General features: G+C 72.0%; 15 protein-coding genes and 1 tRNA gene. 3 read left to right on the top strand and 13 right to left on the bottom strand.

Annotated elements, in window-relative coordinates:
• Nucleotides 1-25: 25 nt before the first annotated feature.
• From RB608_RS05220 to RB608_RS05180, 9 genes are all read right to left on the bottom strand, one after another.
• Nucleotides 26-655, bottom strand: a complete 630-nt coding sequence (locus RB608_RS05220; protein ID WP_257427765.1) for a 2OG-Fe(II) oxygenase — start codon at nt 653-655, stop codon at nt 26-28.
• Nucleotides 648-1,832, bottom strand: coding sequence for a hypothetical protein (locus tag RB608_RS05215; RefSeq protein WP_308086752.1), 1,185 nt, complete (start codon nt 1,830-1,832; stop codon nt 648-650). The genes RB608_RS05220 and RB608_RS05215 overlap by 8 nt, the downstream gene beginning before the upstream one ends.
• Nucleotides 1,833-1,931: 99 nt before the next feature.
• A complete protein-coding gene (locus RB608_RS05210) occupies nt 1,932-4,508 on the bottom strand; it encodes a VaFE repeat-containing surface-anchored protein (protein WP_308086751.1) in 2,577 nt (858 codons plus the stop codon).
• A 348-nt stretch (nt 4,509-4,856) separates the two neighbouring features.
• Nucleotides 4,857-6,473 (bottom strand): sigma-70 family RNA polymerase sigma factor, encoded by a 1,617-nt coding sequence (locus RB608_RS05205; protein ID WP_308086750.1) that lies wholly within the window; start codon nt 6,471-6,473, stop codon nt 4,857-4,859.
• Between the two features lie 179 nt (nt 6,474-6,652).
• Nucleotides 6,653-7,189 carry a GNAT family N-acetyltransferase gene (locus tag RB608_RS05200; RefSeq protein WP_308086749.1) on the bottom strand — a complete coding sequence of 179 codons (537 nt, stop codon included), beginning with the start codon at nt 7,187-7,189 and terminating at the stop codon, nt 6,653-6,655.
• A gap of 197 nt (nt 7,190-7,386) precedes the next feature.
• Nucleotides 7,387-7,725: a nucleotidyltransferase domain-containing protein gene (locus tag RB608_RS05195; protein WP_308086748.1), complete on the bottom strand. Its 339-nt coding sequence runs from the start codon at nt 7,723-7,725 to the stop codon at nt 7,387-7,389.
• A 190-nt stretch (nt 7,726-7,915) separates the two neighbouring features.
• Nucleotides 7,916-8,506, bottom strand: coding sequence for a DUF6011 domain-containing protein (locus RB608_RS05190; protein WP_308086747.1), 591 nt, complete (start codon nt 8,504-8,506; stop codon nt 7,916-7,918).
• Nucleotides 8,507-8,570: 64 nt separating this feature from the next.
• Complete coding sequence (locus RB608_RS05185; protein WP_308086746.1) at nt 8,571-8,894, bottom strand: helix-turn-helix domain-containing protein; 324 nt, start codon at nt 8,892-8,894, stop codon at nt 8,571-8,573.
• A gap of 163 nt (nt 8,895-9,057) precedes the next feature.
• A tRNA-Ser gene (locus tag RB608_RS05180) sits at nt 9,058-9,147 on the bottom strand.
• A gap of 171 nt (nt 9,148-9,318) precedes the next feature.
• Here RB608_RS05180 and RB608_RS05175 point away from each other — a divergent pair.
• From RB608_RS05175 to RB608_RS05165, 3 genes are all read left to right on the top strand, one after another.
• Nucleotides 9,319-10,554 (top strand): GAF domain-containing protein, encoded by a 1,236-nt coding sequence (locus tag RB608_RS05175; RefSeq protein ID WP_308086745.1) that lies wholly within the window; start codon nt 9,319-9,321, stop codon nt 10,552-10,554.
• 96 nt (nt 10,555-10,650) lie between these two features.
• Nucleotides 10,651-12,174, top strand: a complete 1,524-nt coding sequence (locus RB608_RS05170) for an aldehyde dehydrogenase family protein (RefSeq protein ID WP_308086744.1) — start codon at nt 10,651-10,653, stop codon at nt 12,172-12,174.
• Nucleotides 12,175-12,215: 41 nt separating this feature from the next.
• Nucleotides 12,216-12,584: a VOC family protein gene (locus tag RB608_RS05165; protein WP_308086743.1), complete on the top strand. Its 369-nt coding sequence runs from the start codon at nt 12,216-12,218 to the stop codon at nt 12,582-12,584.
• Nucleotides 12,585-12,597: 13 nt separating this feature from the next.
• Here the strand turns inward: RB608_RS05165 and RB608_RS05160 are convergent, their stop codons facing one another.
• Genes RB608_RS05160 through RB608_RS05145 form a run of 4 tightly spaced genes read right to left on the bottom strand, consistent with a single transcriptional unit; the run spans nt 12,598 to nt 16,499 of the window.
• Nucleotides 12,598-13,173 (bottom strand): TIGR03086 family metal-binding protein, encoded by a 576-nt coding sequence (locus RB608_RS05160; RefSeq protein ID WP_308086742.1) that lies wholly within the window; start codon nt 13,171-13,173, stop codon nt 12,598-12,600.
• A gap of 31 nt (nt 13,174-13,204) precedes the next feature.
• On the bottom strand, nt 13,205-13,639 hold the full coding sequence (locus RB608_RS05155) for a nucleoside deaminase (protein ID WP_308087149.1): 435 nt from the start codon (nt 13,637-13,639) through the stop codon (nt 13,205-13,207).
• 35 nt (nt 13,640-13,674) lie between these two features.
• Nucleotides 13,675-14,169, bottom strand: a complete 495-nt coding sequence (locus RB608_RS05150) for a tRNA adenosine deaminase-associated protein (RefSeq protein ID WP_308086741.1) — start codon at nt 14,167-14,169, stop codon at nt 13,675-13,677.
• Nucleotides 14,166-16,499 (bottom strand): hypothetical protein, encoded by a 2,334-nt coding sequence (locus RB608_RS05145; protein WP_308086740.1) that lies wholly within the window; start codon nt 16,497-16,499, stop codon nt 14,166-14,168. Before RB608_RS05145 ends, RB608_RS05150 begins: the two co-directional genes overlap by 4 nt.
• Nucleotides 16,500-16,658: the final 159 nt, after the last annotated feature.

The following is a 16,658-nucleotide window of genomic DNA, read 5'->3' as shown; positions in this document are numbered from 1 at the left end:
CGTCCCCGATGTCTCGTGGCCACTGTCACCTCAGCGGCGGCCCGACCATCCAGCCCACCAGTGAGTAGCGGACGCCCGACGTCACCGGCGTGACCTGGTGGCCGACCGTCGACGGGAAGACGACGACCGAGCCCTGGTCGCGCAGCTGGGGCTGGGCCAGCAGCTGTCCGACGCCGTTCATGAACTCGAGATCGCCGCCCTCGTAGCCACTCGGGTCCGAGAGGTTGACGGTCACGCTGACCTTGCGCTCGAGCCCGGTGCCGAGCTGGCCGTAGTCGGTGCTGTCATAGCTCAGCGCGTCGACGTGCCAGGTGAACTGGTCGCCGACGTCGTAGCGCAGGATGCTCAGCGTGCCGAGACCGGTCACGTCGAACTTCCACAGCAGGTTCGCCAGGTTGGCGAAGTGCGACACCAAGGCTCCGGCCCAGTGGCCCGGCTCGATGAAGGTGTGCCTCGTCTTGCGGGACTCGGAGATGATCTCCACGGGGCGGTCGGCGAGCTGCACGGTGGCGGCGTACAGCTCCTCGTCGGCGAACGAGCTGATCACCGCCTGGCACACCTCGGGCGGGATCACGCCGTTCCAGAGCCGGTAGACGATGCTCCGTGGAGACGGGGGCGCCGCGGCGTCCCCCGTCTCCACGAGGCTCTCACTCATGGGCGGCCGGTGTGCGGGAACGCCGGACCACGACCACGCCGGCCGCGGTCATGGCGGTGCCGAGCGCGAGCATGCCGAGCGTGGTACCGGCCGCACCGGTCGCCGGCAGCCCACCGGTGCCGTTGCCGGCCGCGGCGCCTTCGACCGCACCGTCGTCGTCCTTCTGCCCGCCGTTCTTCCCACCGTTCTTGCCGCCGACATCGCCCGCGCAGACCTCCGGGAAGGTCCGCACGGTGCCGTCGGTCGCGGCGACCGCGTGGACGACGCGGGAGCCGCCGGCTCCGGGCGGTCCCGGAGGTCCGGGCGGTCCCGGCGGTCCCGGAGGCCCTTCCGGGCCGGAGACGCCGTCTTCGCCGGCCCAGCCCTGCGGGCCGACGGGTCCCTGCGGGCCCGCCGCTCCGTCTTGGCCGTCGAGGCCCGGCTCGCCGGCGGCGCCGCTGGGTCCCTTCGGTCCGGGGGCGCCGGCCGGGCCGGGCGCGCCGGTGACGGTCGCGACGCAGGCGGGGTCGAAGGCGGAGCAGTCGGTCGCGACGACGGCGTGGACGACCCGCGCCGATCCGGCACCCGGAGGTCCGGGCGGTCCAACAGCTCCGGGTGCGCCGGGGGGACCCATCGGCCCGTCGGCGCCCGGCTCGCCGATCGGACCGGTCGGCCCTGGCATGCCGGCGGGACCGTCCGACCCGTCCGCCCCGTCCAGACCCGCCGGGCCATCGTCGCCCCGAGGACCGGTCACGCCAGGAGCGCCATCGGGACCCGGGATCACGACGACGCAGACGCCGGGTACGGCGCCGCAGTCGACCGGACCAGGTGCGGCATGGACCAACCGCCCCGCGCCTGCTCCCGGCGGACCAGGCGGACCAGGCGGACCAGGCTCACCCACCTCGCCGGCCGGCCCGTCCCCGCCCTGGGGTCCCCCCGGCCCCTGCGCGCCGGGCGGACCTGTCGGTCCCTGCGCGCCGTCGGCACCGTCGGCGCCGGCCGGTCCCGCGGCGCCCGCCGGCCCCGCGGCCCCGTCGGCACCGGCCTTGCCGTCCGGTGCGCTCGGCAGCAGGCAGGTCACGCCCTCCTGTGCCGCGGCGGTCGGCTCGGCCTGGGCCGGAGAGCCCACGGCCAGAACGCTCAACGTCATGACACCCGAGACGGTGGCCAGATATCCCAGCTCTGGACGTGGTGGCATGGTTCGTTCCTCTTCTCTCCCTGCGGAGTGATAGTCCAGTGGATGTGTCCGACGGCGGTGGCGGACAAGCACCACCACCGCCGCCGGAGTCTTCGAAGCTCAGCCCAGCGGAACCGCGGTGACCACGACGTTCTGGCGGTAGTGGAACCCGCCACCCGAGGTCGTCACCTTGCCGGCGCAGCTGATCAGCACCAGCTTGTGCTCACCCGTGGTCGAGAAGAACCGGTCGGGCAGCTTCGAGGCCCGCGAGAACCTCTCGATCGAGGTGACCCGGTAGCGCAGCTTCTTGCCGCCCTGCCAGACCGTCACGACCTTGCCCTTGCGGATCTTGGTGAGCTTCCAGAACGCACCCGGCCGGTCGCGCCGGTCGGAGACGTGGCCGGCGATGACCGTCGTACCGATCAGGTCACCGGCTGCGGCGGACTGGCCGAGCTGACCGGTGCGGGCGACATTGCCGGGCACCTGCATCTTGCCGCGCTTGATGCCGACCAGCGACGTGCCGGCGTTGACCCCCAGCGACGGGATGCGGATCCGCTCGACGCTACGACGGCCGGCGACATCTCCTCCCCTGGCGCTGAAGCCCGTGCTGACGACCGGCGCCTGGTAGGCCGGCTTGCGCACCAGCGTCGTCTCCGACACCAGACCACAGGCGTGCGACGCGGCGGTGTTGCGACTGTCCGCCGTGGTCGACGCCACCCAGGTGTAGTAGCCGGTCTGGTTCACCTGGACCGTCGGCGTCTGGACGAGGCCGTTGCCCGGCGTGAAGCTCACCGTTCCGACAGCCTTGGCAGTCGTGCAGGTGATCTCGTCGCGTGAGGCGAACGGTCCGTACAGGGTGGCCGAGCCGATCGCGCCGTGCCCGGGGACGAAGCCGGTGATGGTGACCTTGTCGGAGACGTAGGCACCGGGCTTGACCTGGTCGTGCGAGGTCTCCGTGGTCAGCGAGACCTTGGACTGACCGCCCGCACCGGTGTCCGGCTGCTGGACCGTGGTGGTCTCCGCCGCCAGACCGCACGCGTGGGTGGCCGCCTCGTTGCGGTCGTCCGCGCTGAGGTTGACCTGCCAGGTGTAGAGACCGGGCTGGGTGACCGTGACGGTCGGCGTCGTGATCGTGCCGTTGGCCGGGGTGAAGGTGACCGTGCCGACCACGTTCGCCTCGGTGCAGACGGTGCCGTTCACCGTGGTCACCGGACCGTAGAGGGTCGCGGTACCCGTCGCGGTGCCGCCCGGGACGAACCCGGTGATGGTGACCACGTCGTGCAGGGCCGCACCGACCTCGACCGTGGCCGCGGAGGCCTGGGTGTTCACGGTCGGCGCACCCTTGGAGACGCTCACCGTCTGTGCGGCGTCGTTGATGTCCTTGTGCTCAGCGACCACCGCCGCCTGACCCGTGACCTTCAACTCCTCGAAGGCCACCAGCGACTGACCCGCATAGCCCGACGGAACCGTGAACTCCACCTCCACCGTGCCGTTGGCCGCGGTCGGGGTGAACGTCGCGGTGCCGGTGATCCCGGTCGCCGAACCGTCCGACTTCTTCATCAGCTCACCGGTCACGGTGTACGACGTGCCCGGCGTCAGGTTCTGATAGGCGATCGTGTCCACCACGATCCCGCCGGCAGCGGGGATGGTGTGGTCACTGTCGGCCTTGTCGACCAACGTCGTACCGATCGACGGCGCCGGAGCGGCGGTCCAGGTGACGGCGGCCGAGCCGGTGGTGGTGGCGGTGCTTCCCGCGACCAGGACCAGCGACTGCGCGTGGCTGCCGGCCGTCGGTGTGCCGCCGCTGGCGCTCGGCACCGAGATGGTCATGCCGGTGCCGCCCGCACCCTGCGCGGTCACGGTGACGGTGGCGGAGCCGGCGGTGGTCGAGGCGCGCAGGTCGAGGTAGAGCTGCTGCCCGTTGGCGACGGCCCCGACGTTGATCGGGTTGCCTGCAGCGTCGGTCACGGGGACACCCGGAGCCACGGTCACGCCGACGGTCGGCTGGTTGGTGGTGACCGTGAACGGGCCGACCAGGGTGCCCGCCTGCTGCGCGCCGGCCGGAGCGGTGACGCTCGCCGTGACCGAGGCCGAGCCGGGTGTCAGGGTGTTGCCGTCGTTGATCTTGCCGATGAGGTACCAGTACGCCGCCTCGGCGTTGGCCTCCGAGTCGGAGCCGGCCCAGTTCCAGTTCGAGTCGAAGGTCAGGTCCGTGTAGCGCCAGATGGCGTACTGGATAGCCTCGATCGCGTCGTTCTGCGTGAGACCGGGGACGCCCGCCGCCGTGGCGAAGGCAGACAGGCTGATCGCCGGGTAGCTGTTGGCGACGATCCACATCACCTTGCCGGGGACCGTGGGGTCGGTGTCGTAGTAGTTGGTGCCCAGGAAGGCCGACACGTTGCCGGCGACGCCGGTCGTGCCGGTCTTCGCCGACACGTTGTGCTCGATGCAGTAGGCCCAGTAGTCCGGAGTTCCCGGGTTGCTGGTGTCCGCCGGCACGGGCGAGTACACGCTGTGCAGCCGCGTGCCCGGGTGTCCCTGCACCAGCGTGCCGATCCAGACGGTGTCGCCGGCTCCCGGCTGACTCGCCGCCGACGCCGACGGCGCCAACGACGGCATCACGACTGCCCCCAGGGCGAGCACGAGGCCCGTCACCCAGGTGCGCCACGCGCGGTGGCTCCAACTCCACTTGCTCACTGATCTGTCCCCTTCATCTCTGTCCCCTTCATCTCTCTCCCCTGCGTCTCGACGTCGCGCCCCACGCGACCAGCAGGTCGTTCACGATGGATCTGTGCGTCGCCGGCGCTCCGGGATCGCATCCCGACCGCCGGGATCTCGTACGAACCGAAACGAGCCACGGCGCCCGGAGCGCCGGGACTCCGGCCGAATGCCCCCCGTTCGGGGGACAGGCCGATGCCTCTCATCCGCATGCCCCGTCGACGGTTCGCATGCCTGGGTGACACCCGTCCGAGGTGGATATGACGCGACCCGGAGAAAAAGGTTCTGCCCCGTCGAACGTGGCCTCGTCCACCGACGGGACCCACCTCAGTCGGAGTCGGCCGCCTCCGCATCCTCACGTCCCGGCGACGACACCGAGATCGACCGTTCGTTGTTGCCGGGGTCCACGTCGCGTCCCTCGACACCGAGGATGCCGAAGGTCAGGTACGTCGTCCGCGCGGCCTTGACGTCGACCGTCAGCCGCGTGATCCCGGCCCCGGCCAGGATCGAGTCGGCCCATGGACCGTGCTGGGGGCGGGACGAGCAGGCAGCTCCATCCGCGTCGCCGACGGTCAGGCAGTAGTGGGTGGCGCCGACGCCGCCGAGTGCGACCTGCACGGGATGTCCGTCTCCGTCCACCTGGATCGTGACCCGCCGCCACGCCGGGCCGGCGGGCGACGTACTCCAGACCGGAAGTCCGAGGCGAGGGTCCCCCCACCCGGGGGACGCGGTGTCCGTCGGTGTGTCGGTCGGGGTGTCGGTCGGGGTGACTGTCGAGGAGGGCACCGCGGCGCTGGGGACGACCGGAGGGGCCTCCACCCGCGGCGGCGAGCCCTCCGCGGCTGCCGAACCGGCGTGGTGCCCCAGCTCGTCGGTGGACCGACTGCGGGCCGGCGGCGGGACCGCCCGGGCGGTCGGTCGGGCCGTCGGTCGGGCCGTCGCAGGCGACGACGGCGGGCGCCGCGGGGGGTGCGCGGAGGAGTCGGGGGACGCCGGCGCCGCCGACCCCACCCCGGCCTGGGTCCGCGCAGCCGTAGCTGGCGCGTCGACCACGTCCGGGCCGGCCAGGCGGATCGCGGCCAGGGCGACACCGACGACCGCGCCGGCGACCGCCGTCGAGGCGAGGACGGCTGTCAACGTCTTGCCCATCGACCCGTTGACGACGGTTCCGATGCCACCGACCACCGTCGTCCCTGCCGCTCCCGACGCGGCGACCGACAGGGCCACGGGAGCGAGCAGTGCGCTGACGTCACGACGTGCCTCGCCGAGCTCGACGATGGCGACGGGACAGGAGCCGCACGCCTGCAGGTGCCTGTCGACCGCCTCCCGCCGTGCGCGGGTGAGGTGACCGTTGACGTACCCCGGCAGGTAGGTGACCACCTTCTTGCACTCGGTCGATTCAGAGGCCTGGGCGTACTGCGCGAGGTACGCGTCCGCGAGCCCACGCCGGGCCCGCAGGGCCAGCGCCGCGACGGCGTTGGCCTTGATGCCGAGGAACTCTCCCACCTCCTCGTGCGGAACCCGGTCGACCTCGCAGAGCCACAGGACCTGCTGCCAGCGGGCGGGCAGCGTCGTGAACGCGTCCCGCACCACCCGGTTGGTGAGGTGCGTGCCGGAGGTGTCGTCCTCGACCAGCAGCGGGATCAGGTTGTTCGGCTCCGTGGTGAGCTCCCGGCTCTGCCCCCGCAGTCGGTTGACGGCGACATTGTGGACCGTGACGCTGAGGTACGGCCGGAACGTCGTCGTCGGCCCTCCGCCGTTCTTGAGGATGGCGAAGATCCGCGCGAAGGCTTCCGCGACCGCATCCTCCGCGTCTCGCCGACCGACGACCCGTCGCGCCACGCCGAGCGCATACGCACGGTGACGGACGAACAGGATGTCGAACGCCGGCTCGTCTCCCCGACGGACCCGATCCAACAGCTCTTCCTCGGAGCGAAGCTCCATGATCCCCCCTGAGCCCGGCCCGACGCCGCGACGCGGCACCTCGCCGGGCCACCCGTACGGCCCGTGGCCGTAAACTTGTCCCGGCCGCAGGCTAGGTCGGAAGTCCACCTCGGGGGGCCCGAACGCCGTCCTTGGGCCGGCGTTTGTCACCCGAAAGGGGGGCAGCGGGGACCTGTCGGTCAGCCGAGCGACTTCTCCAGCAGGGTGAACTCGAGGTCGTCGCGCTGCGGCAGCCCGAACCGCTCGTCGCCGTACGGGAACGGCCTGCGGTGCCCGGTGTCGACGTACCCCCGGCGCACGTAGTAGGCGATCAGGTCGGTGCGCTGCCGGATCACGGTCATCTCCAGATGGGTGCTGCCCCAGGTGGCTGCGGCGAACTGCTCGGCGCGCTCCATCAGCTGCCGGCCGAGGCCGCCGCCCTGCCGGGTGGGGTCGACCGCGAACAGCCCGAAGTACGCGCGCTCCCCTCGCCGCTCCACATGGCAGCAGGCCGTGAGGCGACCGTCCTCGGCGTCGACCGCCACCAGCACCACGCTGTCCGCCGCCTCGACCACCCGCGCGACGTCGTCGACATCGGTGCGCTGGCCCTGCAACAGGTCGGCCTCGGTGGTCCAACCCTGGCGCGACACGTCGCCGCGGTACGCCGACTCCACCAGCGCCACCAGCGCGGGGACGTCGTCGGGCGTAGCTGTGCGGAAGTCGTAGCCGGCGCGCATGGGTCCATCCTCGCCGGGCAGGTGGGCGGATCGCCAACCCGAGCAGCCCAGGAGCGGGGTGCGCGGGTCAGCCCCCGTAGCGCTTCAGCGGCCTGTCGATGAGATGCGCGGCTCGGCGGGTCGCCTGCTTCTCTTCAGCGGAGCCGACGAGGTGCGGTGAGTACTGCACGCCTGGAGACCGCTCTTGCCTGCCCCGCTCATACGCGCGCACCGTTCAAGAGTGAGATGCCCTCACGATGGATGGATTCGATGAGGGGGTCCTCCTCCTCGACCATCTGGTCCCATCGTGCCTGACTCAGGGTCACCCATTGAACGTGGTTGCCGGTCCACCGGTAGACGTCTGCGGCGATGTCGCCCATGGAGTCCCTCCATGGGTCGCTGTCCTCGGTTGGCCGGACGAGCAGGAGGTCGATGTCGCTGGTGTCGTCTCCGTCGCCACGCGCGACGGATCCGAAGAGCGTGGCCTTGACAGGCGTGGGGTCGAGACGACGGACGGCATCAGTCAATCGTTCGACACGCCCGGTCGTTCGTCTCACTATCAACCCCGTCAAGGACTACCCGCCCCAGAAATGACAAGGACCCGGACCCACTCCCGCGGGTCCGGGTCTTGCGGATGTCCTGCGACATCACATGACGGGCTTCGGAGAGAATCCCCTGACCTGCGGTGTCGATGGCGGCGCAGGTGGCGTTGCCCCGCTCGTGGCGAGGCTTTCCCCCGGCCTTGGTTCAGACTTTGTGTTTGCAGTCTGAGCCGAGGCCGTCGTGAAGGCTGGCGGGGTTGCGGAGGGTGCGCCCGCAGAGGACGCAGCGTGCGCCACGGTAGATGTCGGCGGGCGGTGGCTGGGTCGGGGCGGCTGGGGTGGTGTCGAACAGGGCTGCGTGCCGTGAGACGAGCCGTGGGTGGCGCTTGCCGAGGAGCGCGTGCATGTCTGCGGCACTGCGAGGCGGGTTCCGCATGTTCTCAATGAGCAGTTCGAGGGCGTGCCGGTGGGTGTCGGCGTTGAAGCGGATGGACATGAACAGGTCGGGGTCGACGGCCGCGATTCCTGCACCGGTGAGGTCGGCGAGCGAGAAGTCGGCGATGTTCCTGGTGATGATGAACGCGGCACCTGCTGCGACGGCGTCGGCGAGGATCTGGCGGTCCTTGGCGTCGGTGGCCTCGTACCGGCTGGGGTCGTCGCCGGTTGGTCCGAGTTCGCGACCGAGGCGACTGCGCAGCGCGGAGAGGTTCTTCGCCGAGGGCGGCAGGTGCCGGTTTGCTTCGGTCTCGGCGTAGGCACTCCACGTCGCCCCCAACCCGGCGGGGACGCTGCCCATGAGCAGGAGGCTGCGGGTGACGGGCGAGGCGAGGATGTTGGCGTCGAGGAACAGCAGGCGACGGTCAGTCGCCATACAGGTCGGCTTCGAGTTCGTCGCTCGTGGCTCGAACCATGTCGCTCATCAGGGTGTCGTGGAAGCGTTCGAACTCGCGGACGGGGATGCGGTGGTGGGAGCCCACCTTGATGGTGTGGATCTCCCCAGCACTGATGCGGCGGGAGATGGTGGACCGGGACATGCCGAGCCGTCGGGCGGCTTCGGCGGGGGTGAGGGTCTCGACGTGCGCGGTCAGGGACACGACCTCGCCTGCCTGGGCGGCGTCGGTGAGGTATTGCCGGATGGCGTCCCAGTCGGCGTGCGCGGGGTCGATGGTGAGCGGTTCCTTCACGTCCACAGGATACCACCTACTGCACAGTTGCGTGTTCTAAGTGTGCAGGCGTTCAGTCGTCATCGATCCCAGCGAGAACTACCAGCCACGAAACCCGAAATGAACAACACCCGAACCTACGTTTCCGTAGGTCCGGGTGTCCGCGATGTCCTGCGACATCACATGGCGGTGGCGGAGGGATTTGAACCCTCGGTGGACTTGCGCCCACAAACGCTTTCGAGGCGTTCTCCTTAGGCCGCTCGGACACGCCACCGCGGGAGACCTTACCGGAGCGGCGGGGCACGCCCGAAATCGCCCACAACCACCTCGCGGTCGGCTGCCGGCCGGCTGTCTGCCGACCGCGACGGCGGCCGATGCAACCCGAATGCAACCTCTGTCCGGGATCGTCGGCGCGAGAGACGCTCGTCGGATGGGGAGAGACACCGTGCCCGGACTCAGGACGCCCACCGCCGCACTGCGCGGACCCCGCGGACGGAGCGGGATGCGCGCCGAGGTCGCGGCGTCCTGGCAGCGGTCGGCGGCGGCCGGGGTCGATGTCACGCTGCGGGAGGCGCCGATCGCGCTGGAGACCCCGGACCTGCGCGGGCAGCGGGAGGCACATCCGCTGGCGCGGGTGTTCCCGCTGCTCGACGACGTGCTCGGCCGGGAGGTGCGTGCCTGCGGCGCGGTGATGGCGCTGGCCGACGCGGAAGGCACCCTGCTCTGGGTCTGCGGTACGCCGGAGCGACTGCGCGAGGCGGAACGGATCGGGTTCGTCGAGGGGAGCAACTGGGACGAGCGACTGGCCGGCACCAACGCCCCGGGACTCGCGCTCGCGACCGGCCGTGACGCGCTCATCACCCGCGACGAGCACTTCCGCTCGTCGGTGCGCTCGTGGAGCTGCGCGGCGACGCCCATCCTCGACCCGGGGACCAGCCGGCTGCTGGGCGTCCTCGACGTGACCGGCGGGGACGCGATCGTCGTACCGCAGACGATGGCGATGGTGCGGGCCGCCGCCCGCCTGGCCGAGGCCGAGCTCGCCCGGCAGGCGCCGCCGCCGGCGCGCACCGGCCGCGACACCGGGCTGCGGCTGGTGCTCGAGCTGCTCGGCCACGACGAGGCACTGGTCAGCGTCGACGACGGGCACGGACGCCTCCACCGGGTGCGGCTCTCGCGGCGCCACAGCGAGATCGTCGCGCTCCTCGCCGCCTCGCCGACGGGCCTGACCGGTGACGAGCTGGGGGTCCTGCTCTACGAGGCCGACGGGGGTACGTCGACCCTGCGTGCCGAGCTGAACCGGCTGCGCGGGCTGCTGGGCGACGAGCTGCTCGCCTCGCGCCCGTACCGGCTCGGCGCGCCGGTGAGTGGCGACTGGCTCGCGGTCGAGGCACAACTCGCGGCGGGCGACCTGCGCGCCGCCATGCGCGGGTATGCCGGACCGGTGCTCCCCCGCTCCACCGCGCCCGGCGTCGTGCGGATGCGCGAGGCCCTCACCGCGTCGCTGCGGCAGGCGCTGCTCCGCTCGCGGGCCGCGGACCTGATGTCGACCTGGACCCGGTCGGGCTGGGGACGCGACGACTACGAGATGTGGCTGGCCCAGCGGGCCGTCGTACCGGCGTCGTCGCCGATGCGGGCGCTCGTCGACGGACAGGTCGCCCGCCTCGACGCCGAGTTCGCCTGAGGCGCCGGAACCTCACGCAACCGACCTGCAACGTCGCGCTCCCTACCGTCGTGACCGCCGTCACACGGACGGTCCCGACACCTCTAGGGAGCAGACATGACCGTCTACGCCGCGCCCGGACAGCCCGACTCGCTGGTCGCCGTCGAGAGCCGCTACGGCCACTTCATCGGTGGTCAGTGGGTCGACCCGATCAAGGGCGACTACTTCGAGAACGTCTCGCCGGTGAACGGCAAGGCGTTCACCGAGATCGCCCGCGGCACCGCCGAGGACGTCGAGGCCGCCCTCGACGCCGCCCATGCCGCGGCACCGGCCTGGGGCCGGACCTCGCCGGCCGAGCGCGCGACGATCCTCAACCGGATCGCGGACCGGATCGAGGAGAACCTCACCGCGCTGGCCGTCGCCGAGACCTGGGACAACGGCAAGGCGGTCCGCGAGACCCTCAACGCCGACCTGCCGCTGGCGGTCGACCACTTCCGCTACTTCGCCGGCTGCATCCGCGCCCAGGAGGGCGGGATCTCGGAGATCGACGAGAGCACCTACGCGTACCACTTCCACGAGCCGCTCGGCGTCGTCGGCCAGATCATCCCGTGGAACTTCCCGATCCTGATGGCGGTCTGGAAGCTCGCGCCCGCGCTCGCGGCCGGCAACGCCGTCGTGCTCAAGCCGGCCGAGCAGACCCCGTGGTCCATCCTCAAGCTGATGGAGGTCATCGGCGACCTGCTGCCCGACGGTGTCGTCAACGTCGTCAACGGCTTCGGCGTGGAGGCGGGCAAGCCGCTCGCGTCGAGCTCGCGGATCGCGAAGATCGCGTTCACCGGCGAGACCACCACGGGCCGGCTGATCATGGAGTACGCCAGCCAGAACATCATCCCGGTGACCCTCGAGCTCGGCGGCAAGAGCCCCAACCTCTTCTTCGACTCCGTCGCCGCCGAGCCCGACGCGTTCTACGACAAGGCGCTCGAGGGCTTCACGATGTTCGCCCTCAACCAGGGCGAGGTCTGCACCTGCCCGTCGCGCGCACTGGTGCAGCGCAGCATGTACGACCGGTTCGTGCCCGACGCGATCGCGCGGGTGAAGGCGATCAAGCAGGGCGACCCGCTCGACGACACGACGATGATGGGCGCCCAGGCCTCCCGCGAGCAGCTCGACAAGATCCTCGGCTACCTGGAGGTCGGCCGGCAGGAGGGTGCCCGCGTGCTCACCGGCGGTGACCGGCTGGTCCTCGACGGCGACCTCGCCGAGGGCTACTACGTGCAGCCGACCGTCTTCGAGGGCGACAACTCCATGCGGATCTTCCAGGAGGAGATCTTCGGGCCGGTCGTCTCCCTGACCAGCTTCGACGACGAGGCCGACGCGCTGAAGATCGCCAACGACACCCTCTACGGCCTCGGCGCCGGGGTGTGGTCGCGCGACGGGTCCCAGGCCTTCCGCGCGGGCCGCGAGATCCAGGCCGGCCGGGTGTGGACGAACAACTACCACGCCTACCCCGCACACGCCGCGTTCGGCGGCTACAAGCAGTCCGGCATCGGCCGCGAGAACCACAAGATGATGCTCGACCACTACCAGCAGACGAAGAACCTGCTGGTGTCGTACAGCCCGGACGCGCTCGGCTTCTTCTGACGGGAGCGGGGGTGTCGGTGGCGCGGTCTAGCGTCCGGGACATGGCACTGACCCTGGGCATGATCACCACCGACTCCGCCGACCCCGTCCCGCTCGCCGCCTGGTGGGCGAAGCAGTTCGACGCCGAGGTCGCCGACCCCTACGGCGGCGAGTTCCTCCTCGTCCGCGGCGGCACCCTCCCGCTCGCGCTGGCGTTCCAGAAGGTCGACGACCCGACCCCCGGCAAGAACCGACTCCATCTCGACCTGGGTGCTCCCGATGTGGACGCCGAGGTCGAGCGGCTGGTGGCGGGCGGGGCGACGATCGTCGGCCGGCGCGGCGAGGAGGGCTTCTCGTGGGTCACCCTGAAGGACCCGGCCGGCAACGAGTTCTGCATCGCCGCGGCCGACGAGGCGGCCGCCGAGCTCTGATCCTCGGGAGGGGTCAGCCGCGGCGGCCGAGCAGCGCGAGCAGCTCCACCAGTGCCGGCGCCCCCACGGGCACCGGGAGCACCTCGCCGAAGGCGTCGCCCCGGAAGGCCGCGGCCTCCGGCGTCGAGAACGGGCGGACGAAGGCCAGGCACGCGGCGACGTCCTCCTCCCGCACGGCGTAGGGCACGCCGAGCGCGCTCGCGAGGTCCCAGCCGTGCACGACGACCTCGTTGAGCGCGACCGCCGCAGCCTCCGCGCCGGACATCTCCACCGGCCCGGCCATCGTGTCGCCGTCGTACGCCGCCGGGGCGCGCCACGCCTCGGCGAGGTCGGCCAGGCTGCCGTCGATCCGCGCCCGCCAGCCCGGCTCGAGCCGGGTGGCGTCGCCGCTGCCACCCTGCTCGGAGCCGGGCACCTGCTCCTTGCGGGCGGCGCCCGCGAAGGCGAGGGCGAGCCCGCCGACGTGGTCGACCAGGTCACCGACGGAGTACGCCGAGCACGGGGTCGGGAGGGTGAGCTGGTCGTCGCCGACCGACGTCACCAGGTCGCGCAGCGTGGTGGTGGCGGGTCCGAAGTCGAGTGTCGTCATGCCTCGTACGGACCGGCGGCGCGGACCGGACTCATCGGCGGTGGGTGGCGAAGAAGTCGTCCAGCAGCGTGGTGGACTCCGCGGCCAGGACGCCGGCGACGACCTCGGGCCGGTGGTTGAGCCGGCGGTCCCGGACCACGTCCCACAGCGAGCCCACCGCACCGGCCTTGTCGTCATAGGCCCCGAAGACGACGCGGTCGACCCGGGACAGCACGGCGGCGCCGGCGCACATGGTGCAGGGCTCGAGGGTGACGACCAGGGTGCAGCCGGCCAGCCGCCACGCGCCGCGCGCGACCGCGGCCTGCCGGAGGGCCACCACCTCGGCGTGGCCGGTCGGGTCGGCGTCCCGCTCCCTGACGTTGCGGCCGGTGCCGACCACGACTCCCGAGCCGTCGACCACCACGGCACCGATCGGGACGTCGCCGGTCCTCAGCGCGGCGGCGGCCTCGACGAGCGCCGCCCGCATCTGCTCCTCCCAGCGGGCGACCGGGGCCGGCGCCGTCACGCGGAGGTGAGGCCGACGGCGTCGTCGAAGAGGTCGCCGAAGCCGAGGCCTCGCGCGATCTCGGACAGCATCTCGTCGGGGTAGAGCTCGTCGTCGTCGAGGATCGCGGCGAGGTCCATCGCGTCGACGCCGAGGTCGCTGAGCAGCTCGAGGTCGCCGGCGGGCTCCGGGTCGTCCTCGTCATCGACCGCCGGCAGCCCGAGGTGCTCGACCACGATCGCGGCCAGCTCCCACTCGGTCGCCGCGGTGACGTCGGAGAGCATCACCCGGGTGCGCGGGCCGGCGACCCGGACCACGACGAAGAAGTCCTCCTCGACCGCCACCAGCCCGACGGCACCGCCGTCACCGGGGAACCGGCGCAGCGCGCCGGCCAGGGTCTCGACATCGACGGCGTGGTCGGGCGCCAGCTCGGCGACCTGCCACACGCCCTCCTCGCGGTAGGCGGCGAGGGCGAAGTCGACCGACTCGATGGCCGTCCCACTAGCGGTCATGGCATCAGCGTGACACGGGACGGGGCCCAGGGCCAGAGGATTTCCCGGCGCGGCCTTCTCGGGGCTGCGCCGCGGCCGCGGCCGTCCACGGGTCCTCGGCACGCACCGGCCCCACGCGGACCAGCACCTGCTCGCCGTACTGATGGATCTCGAGGTCGAGCTCCGGGTCCCAGTCGCGCTCGCGGACGAGTGCGACGACCCGCAGATCGTCGGCGACCAGCCGGAACTGCAGGCCCTCGCCCTCCTCGAAGAGGGAGACGGTCACGGTAGCGCCCGGTGCGACCGCCGAGGTCGCGTCGATGAGGTAGGTCCCCAACGCCTCGGCTGCCTCGACGGCGATGTCCCGGGTGCCGGCCCGGACCTGCAGGTTCACGCCGCGCTCCCGCGGCCAGCAGCGCTTGGCAGAACCACGCGCCGACATGGACCAGGTCGGGGGCGAGCAGGATCACCTGGCGCAGATAGGTCTCCTCGCGCCCGCTGCGCCGCTGCGCCTCCGCGGAGGCCGGATCCATCGATCCGCTGAGCTCGCGCATCAGGTCCGCGGCGCTCTCGATCCCCGCCAGGCGCCAGCGCGCCCGGATCAGGGTGGCCGCCGCCCGGAGGTCGGCCGCCTCATCTGCGCGGACAGTCATCTCGTGCTCGCGCACGGCGCGGGCGGCGATCCAGCGGAGCTGCTGGTTGAACAGGCACCACCCCGCCACCCACACCAGACCGGTGACCAGGACGACCAGAGTCGTGGCCGTGGCTGCCGACGTACCAGCGAGCACCAGTGCCGCCGTCACGCCGACGGCGGCATAGGCGAGCACGCCGCACGCCACGGCCCGGCGCGACCGGGCGCCGGCCACGAGGATGAACAGCGGGCCGATGGGCGCCACCGCCTGCCACGCGAGGTTGTAGCCGGAGCCGAAGTCGACGCTGAGCCCCGAGACCAGGAAGGCGGTCGGCGCGACCACCACCAGCGCGCCCGTCGCGACCCGGGTGAGACGCCCGCGGCGACGCCAGCTCCGCCACACCAGTCCGGTGCTGGTCACCACGAGAGCCGCCAACAGGTAGTCCGGGGTGAGCTCCCCCGGATGGTTCGACGCGCCGATGACGATGCCGCCTGCCGCGACCAGGGACGACATCAGGAGGGCGCCGATCATCCGGATCCGGTCGACGTGGCCGCGGAAGTCGGCGGGCTCGTCCTGACCTCCGGCCGCCGGGTGCCACACCATCTCCGCGCGGACACCCTCGCCCGGTGCGGACCGGAGGTCGAGGGTGATCCCGTTCTCCGCCAGCCGGGCCCGGACCGAGGTCACGAGCCCGCGCTCCCGGGTTCTCGCCGCGGCGAAGCCGCGTCCCCGATCGCTGACGACGACCCGGATCCCGTCGCCCTCGTCCCGGATGTCGACGGTCGCCTCCGCCACGCCCGCGTGCTTCTCGGTGTTGGTGACCAGCTCACCGATCGCCCCGCCCAGCGCGGCTCCGACGCCGGCCGGCAGCTCCGCCCAGCGCGCGGCGAGTGCCGCACCCTCGAGGCCAGGCAGGGCGACGTCGATCGTCCGCCGCGCGAGCGGCTCCTCGGGCGACGCCGCGGGGGATGCCTCGAGCTCGGACGCGCTGATCAGCTGCTCCAGGACCAGGGTGTCGGCCCGGCATCGCGCCCGGACCGCCTCGACGTCCGCGACGGCCGAGCCACCGCGGGCGATGGCCGCCAGCGTGTTGATCGCGGTGTCGTGGACCTGGCGCTGCTCCTCGGCCGCCCGCCGCACGGTCGCCGCCTGGGCGTCGAGACGCACCAGAGCGCGTACCGACTGGTCGTGGTTCACGTCGACCGACCGCACGAAACGCAGCAGCGGCTCCAGGCCGGGTCGGCCGACGACGATGGCCAGGGGACCGCTCACCGCGGCCGAGATCGAGATCTGGACGCCGTAGTCCTGCGCCACCACGCCCATCGCGGCCGCCGCGACCAGGCAACACAGCACCGAGAGCACGACGTCGGCGCGTCGCCGCAGCACCAGGCCCTGGGCCACGGCCGCGAAGATGAAGATCTGGTACGACGCCACCGCGAACGGGGTCGACGGGCCGGCCGTGTGCGCCCAGTCGATGACGAACACGGCGCACTGCAGGAGGAAGACCCATCGCGCGGGGATCCGTCGGAGCACGCTGGCAAGGGCGGCGACGACGAGGAGCGCGACGTTCACGGCCACCATGACGGTGGGGTCGTGGTGTCGCTCCGGACCGACGAGGTACGCCGCGATCACCACCGGTGTCCACACCACGATGCCGCAGAGGAACGCCCAGCGGACCGCCTGCTGGAAGCTGGAGGTCGCCCACCCCCGACCGGTCACGCCCGCCTCCCTCACCCGAACCGGACCGCTCCGGACGCCCGGGCACGGGCGATCCGGGGAGCACGAGGAAGATATCGGACGCGTTGTCGGCCCTCCACGGGTGCCGGGCCGGTGCCGGGCCGGTGCCGGCGGGCGTCGCGGACACCTGTCGCTCTCGAG

This window comes from Nocardioides sp. LHD-245, from assembly GCF_030929495.1.
Taxonomy (GTDB): Bacteria; Actinomycetota; Actinomycetes; order Propionibacteriales; family Nocardioidaceae; genus Nocardioides.
The sequence above is the reverse complement of the archived record's forward strand: the minus strand, read 5'-3'. Positions and strand labels throughout refer to the sequence as shown.

What these genes read in the sequence shown, in the direction of transcription:
- RB608_RS05205 (WP_308086750.1), bottom strand. Translation starts at nt 6,473, where the DNA reads ATGGAGCTTCGCTCCGAGGAAGAGCTGTTGGATCGGGTCCGTCGGGGA.
- RB608_RS05190 (WP_308086747.1), bottom strand. Translation starts at nt 8,506, where the DNA reads ATGGGCAGCGTCCCCGCCGGGTTGGGGGCGACGTGGAGTGCCTACGCC.
- RB608_RS05165 (WP_308086743.1), top strand. Translation starts at nt 12,216, where the DNA reads ATGGCACTGACCCTGGGCATGATCACCACCGACTCCGCCGACCCCGTC.
- RB608_RS05150 (WP_308086741.1), bottom strand. Translation starts at nt 14,169, where the DNA reads ATGACCGCTAGTGGGACGGCCATCGAGTCGGTCGACTTCGCCCTCGCC.
- RB608_RS05160 (WP_308086742.1), bottom strand. Translation starts at nt 13,173, where the DNA reads ATGACGACACTCGACTTCGGACCCGCCACCACCACGCTGCGCGACCTG.
- RB608_RS05155 (WP_308087149.1), bottom strand. Translation starts at nt 13,639, where the DNA reads ATGCGGGCGGCGCTCGTCGAGGCCGCCGCCGCGCTGAGGACCGGCGAC.
- RB608_RS05215 (WP_308086752.1), bottom strand. Translation starts at nt 1,832, where the DNA reads ATGCCACCACGTCCAGAGCTGGGATATCTGGCCACCGTCTCGGGTGTC.
- RB608_RS05170 (WP_308086744.1), top strand. Translation starts at nt 10,651, where the DNA reads ATGACCGTCTACGCCGCGCCCGGACAGCCCGACTCGCTGGTCGCCGTC.
- RB608_RS05200 (WP_308086749.1), bottom strand. Translation starts at nt 7,189, where the DNA reads ATGCGCGCCGGCTACGACTTCCGCACAGCTACGCCCGACGACGTCCCC.
- RB608_RS05220 (WP_257427765.1), bottom strand. Translation starts at nt 655, where the DNA reads ATGAGTGAGAGCCTCGTGGAGACGGGGGACGCCGCGGCGCCCCCGTCT.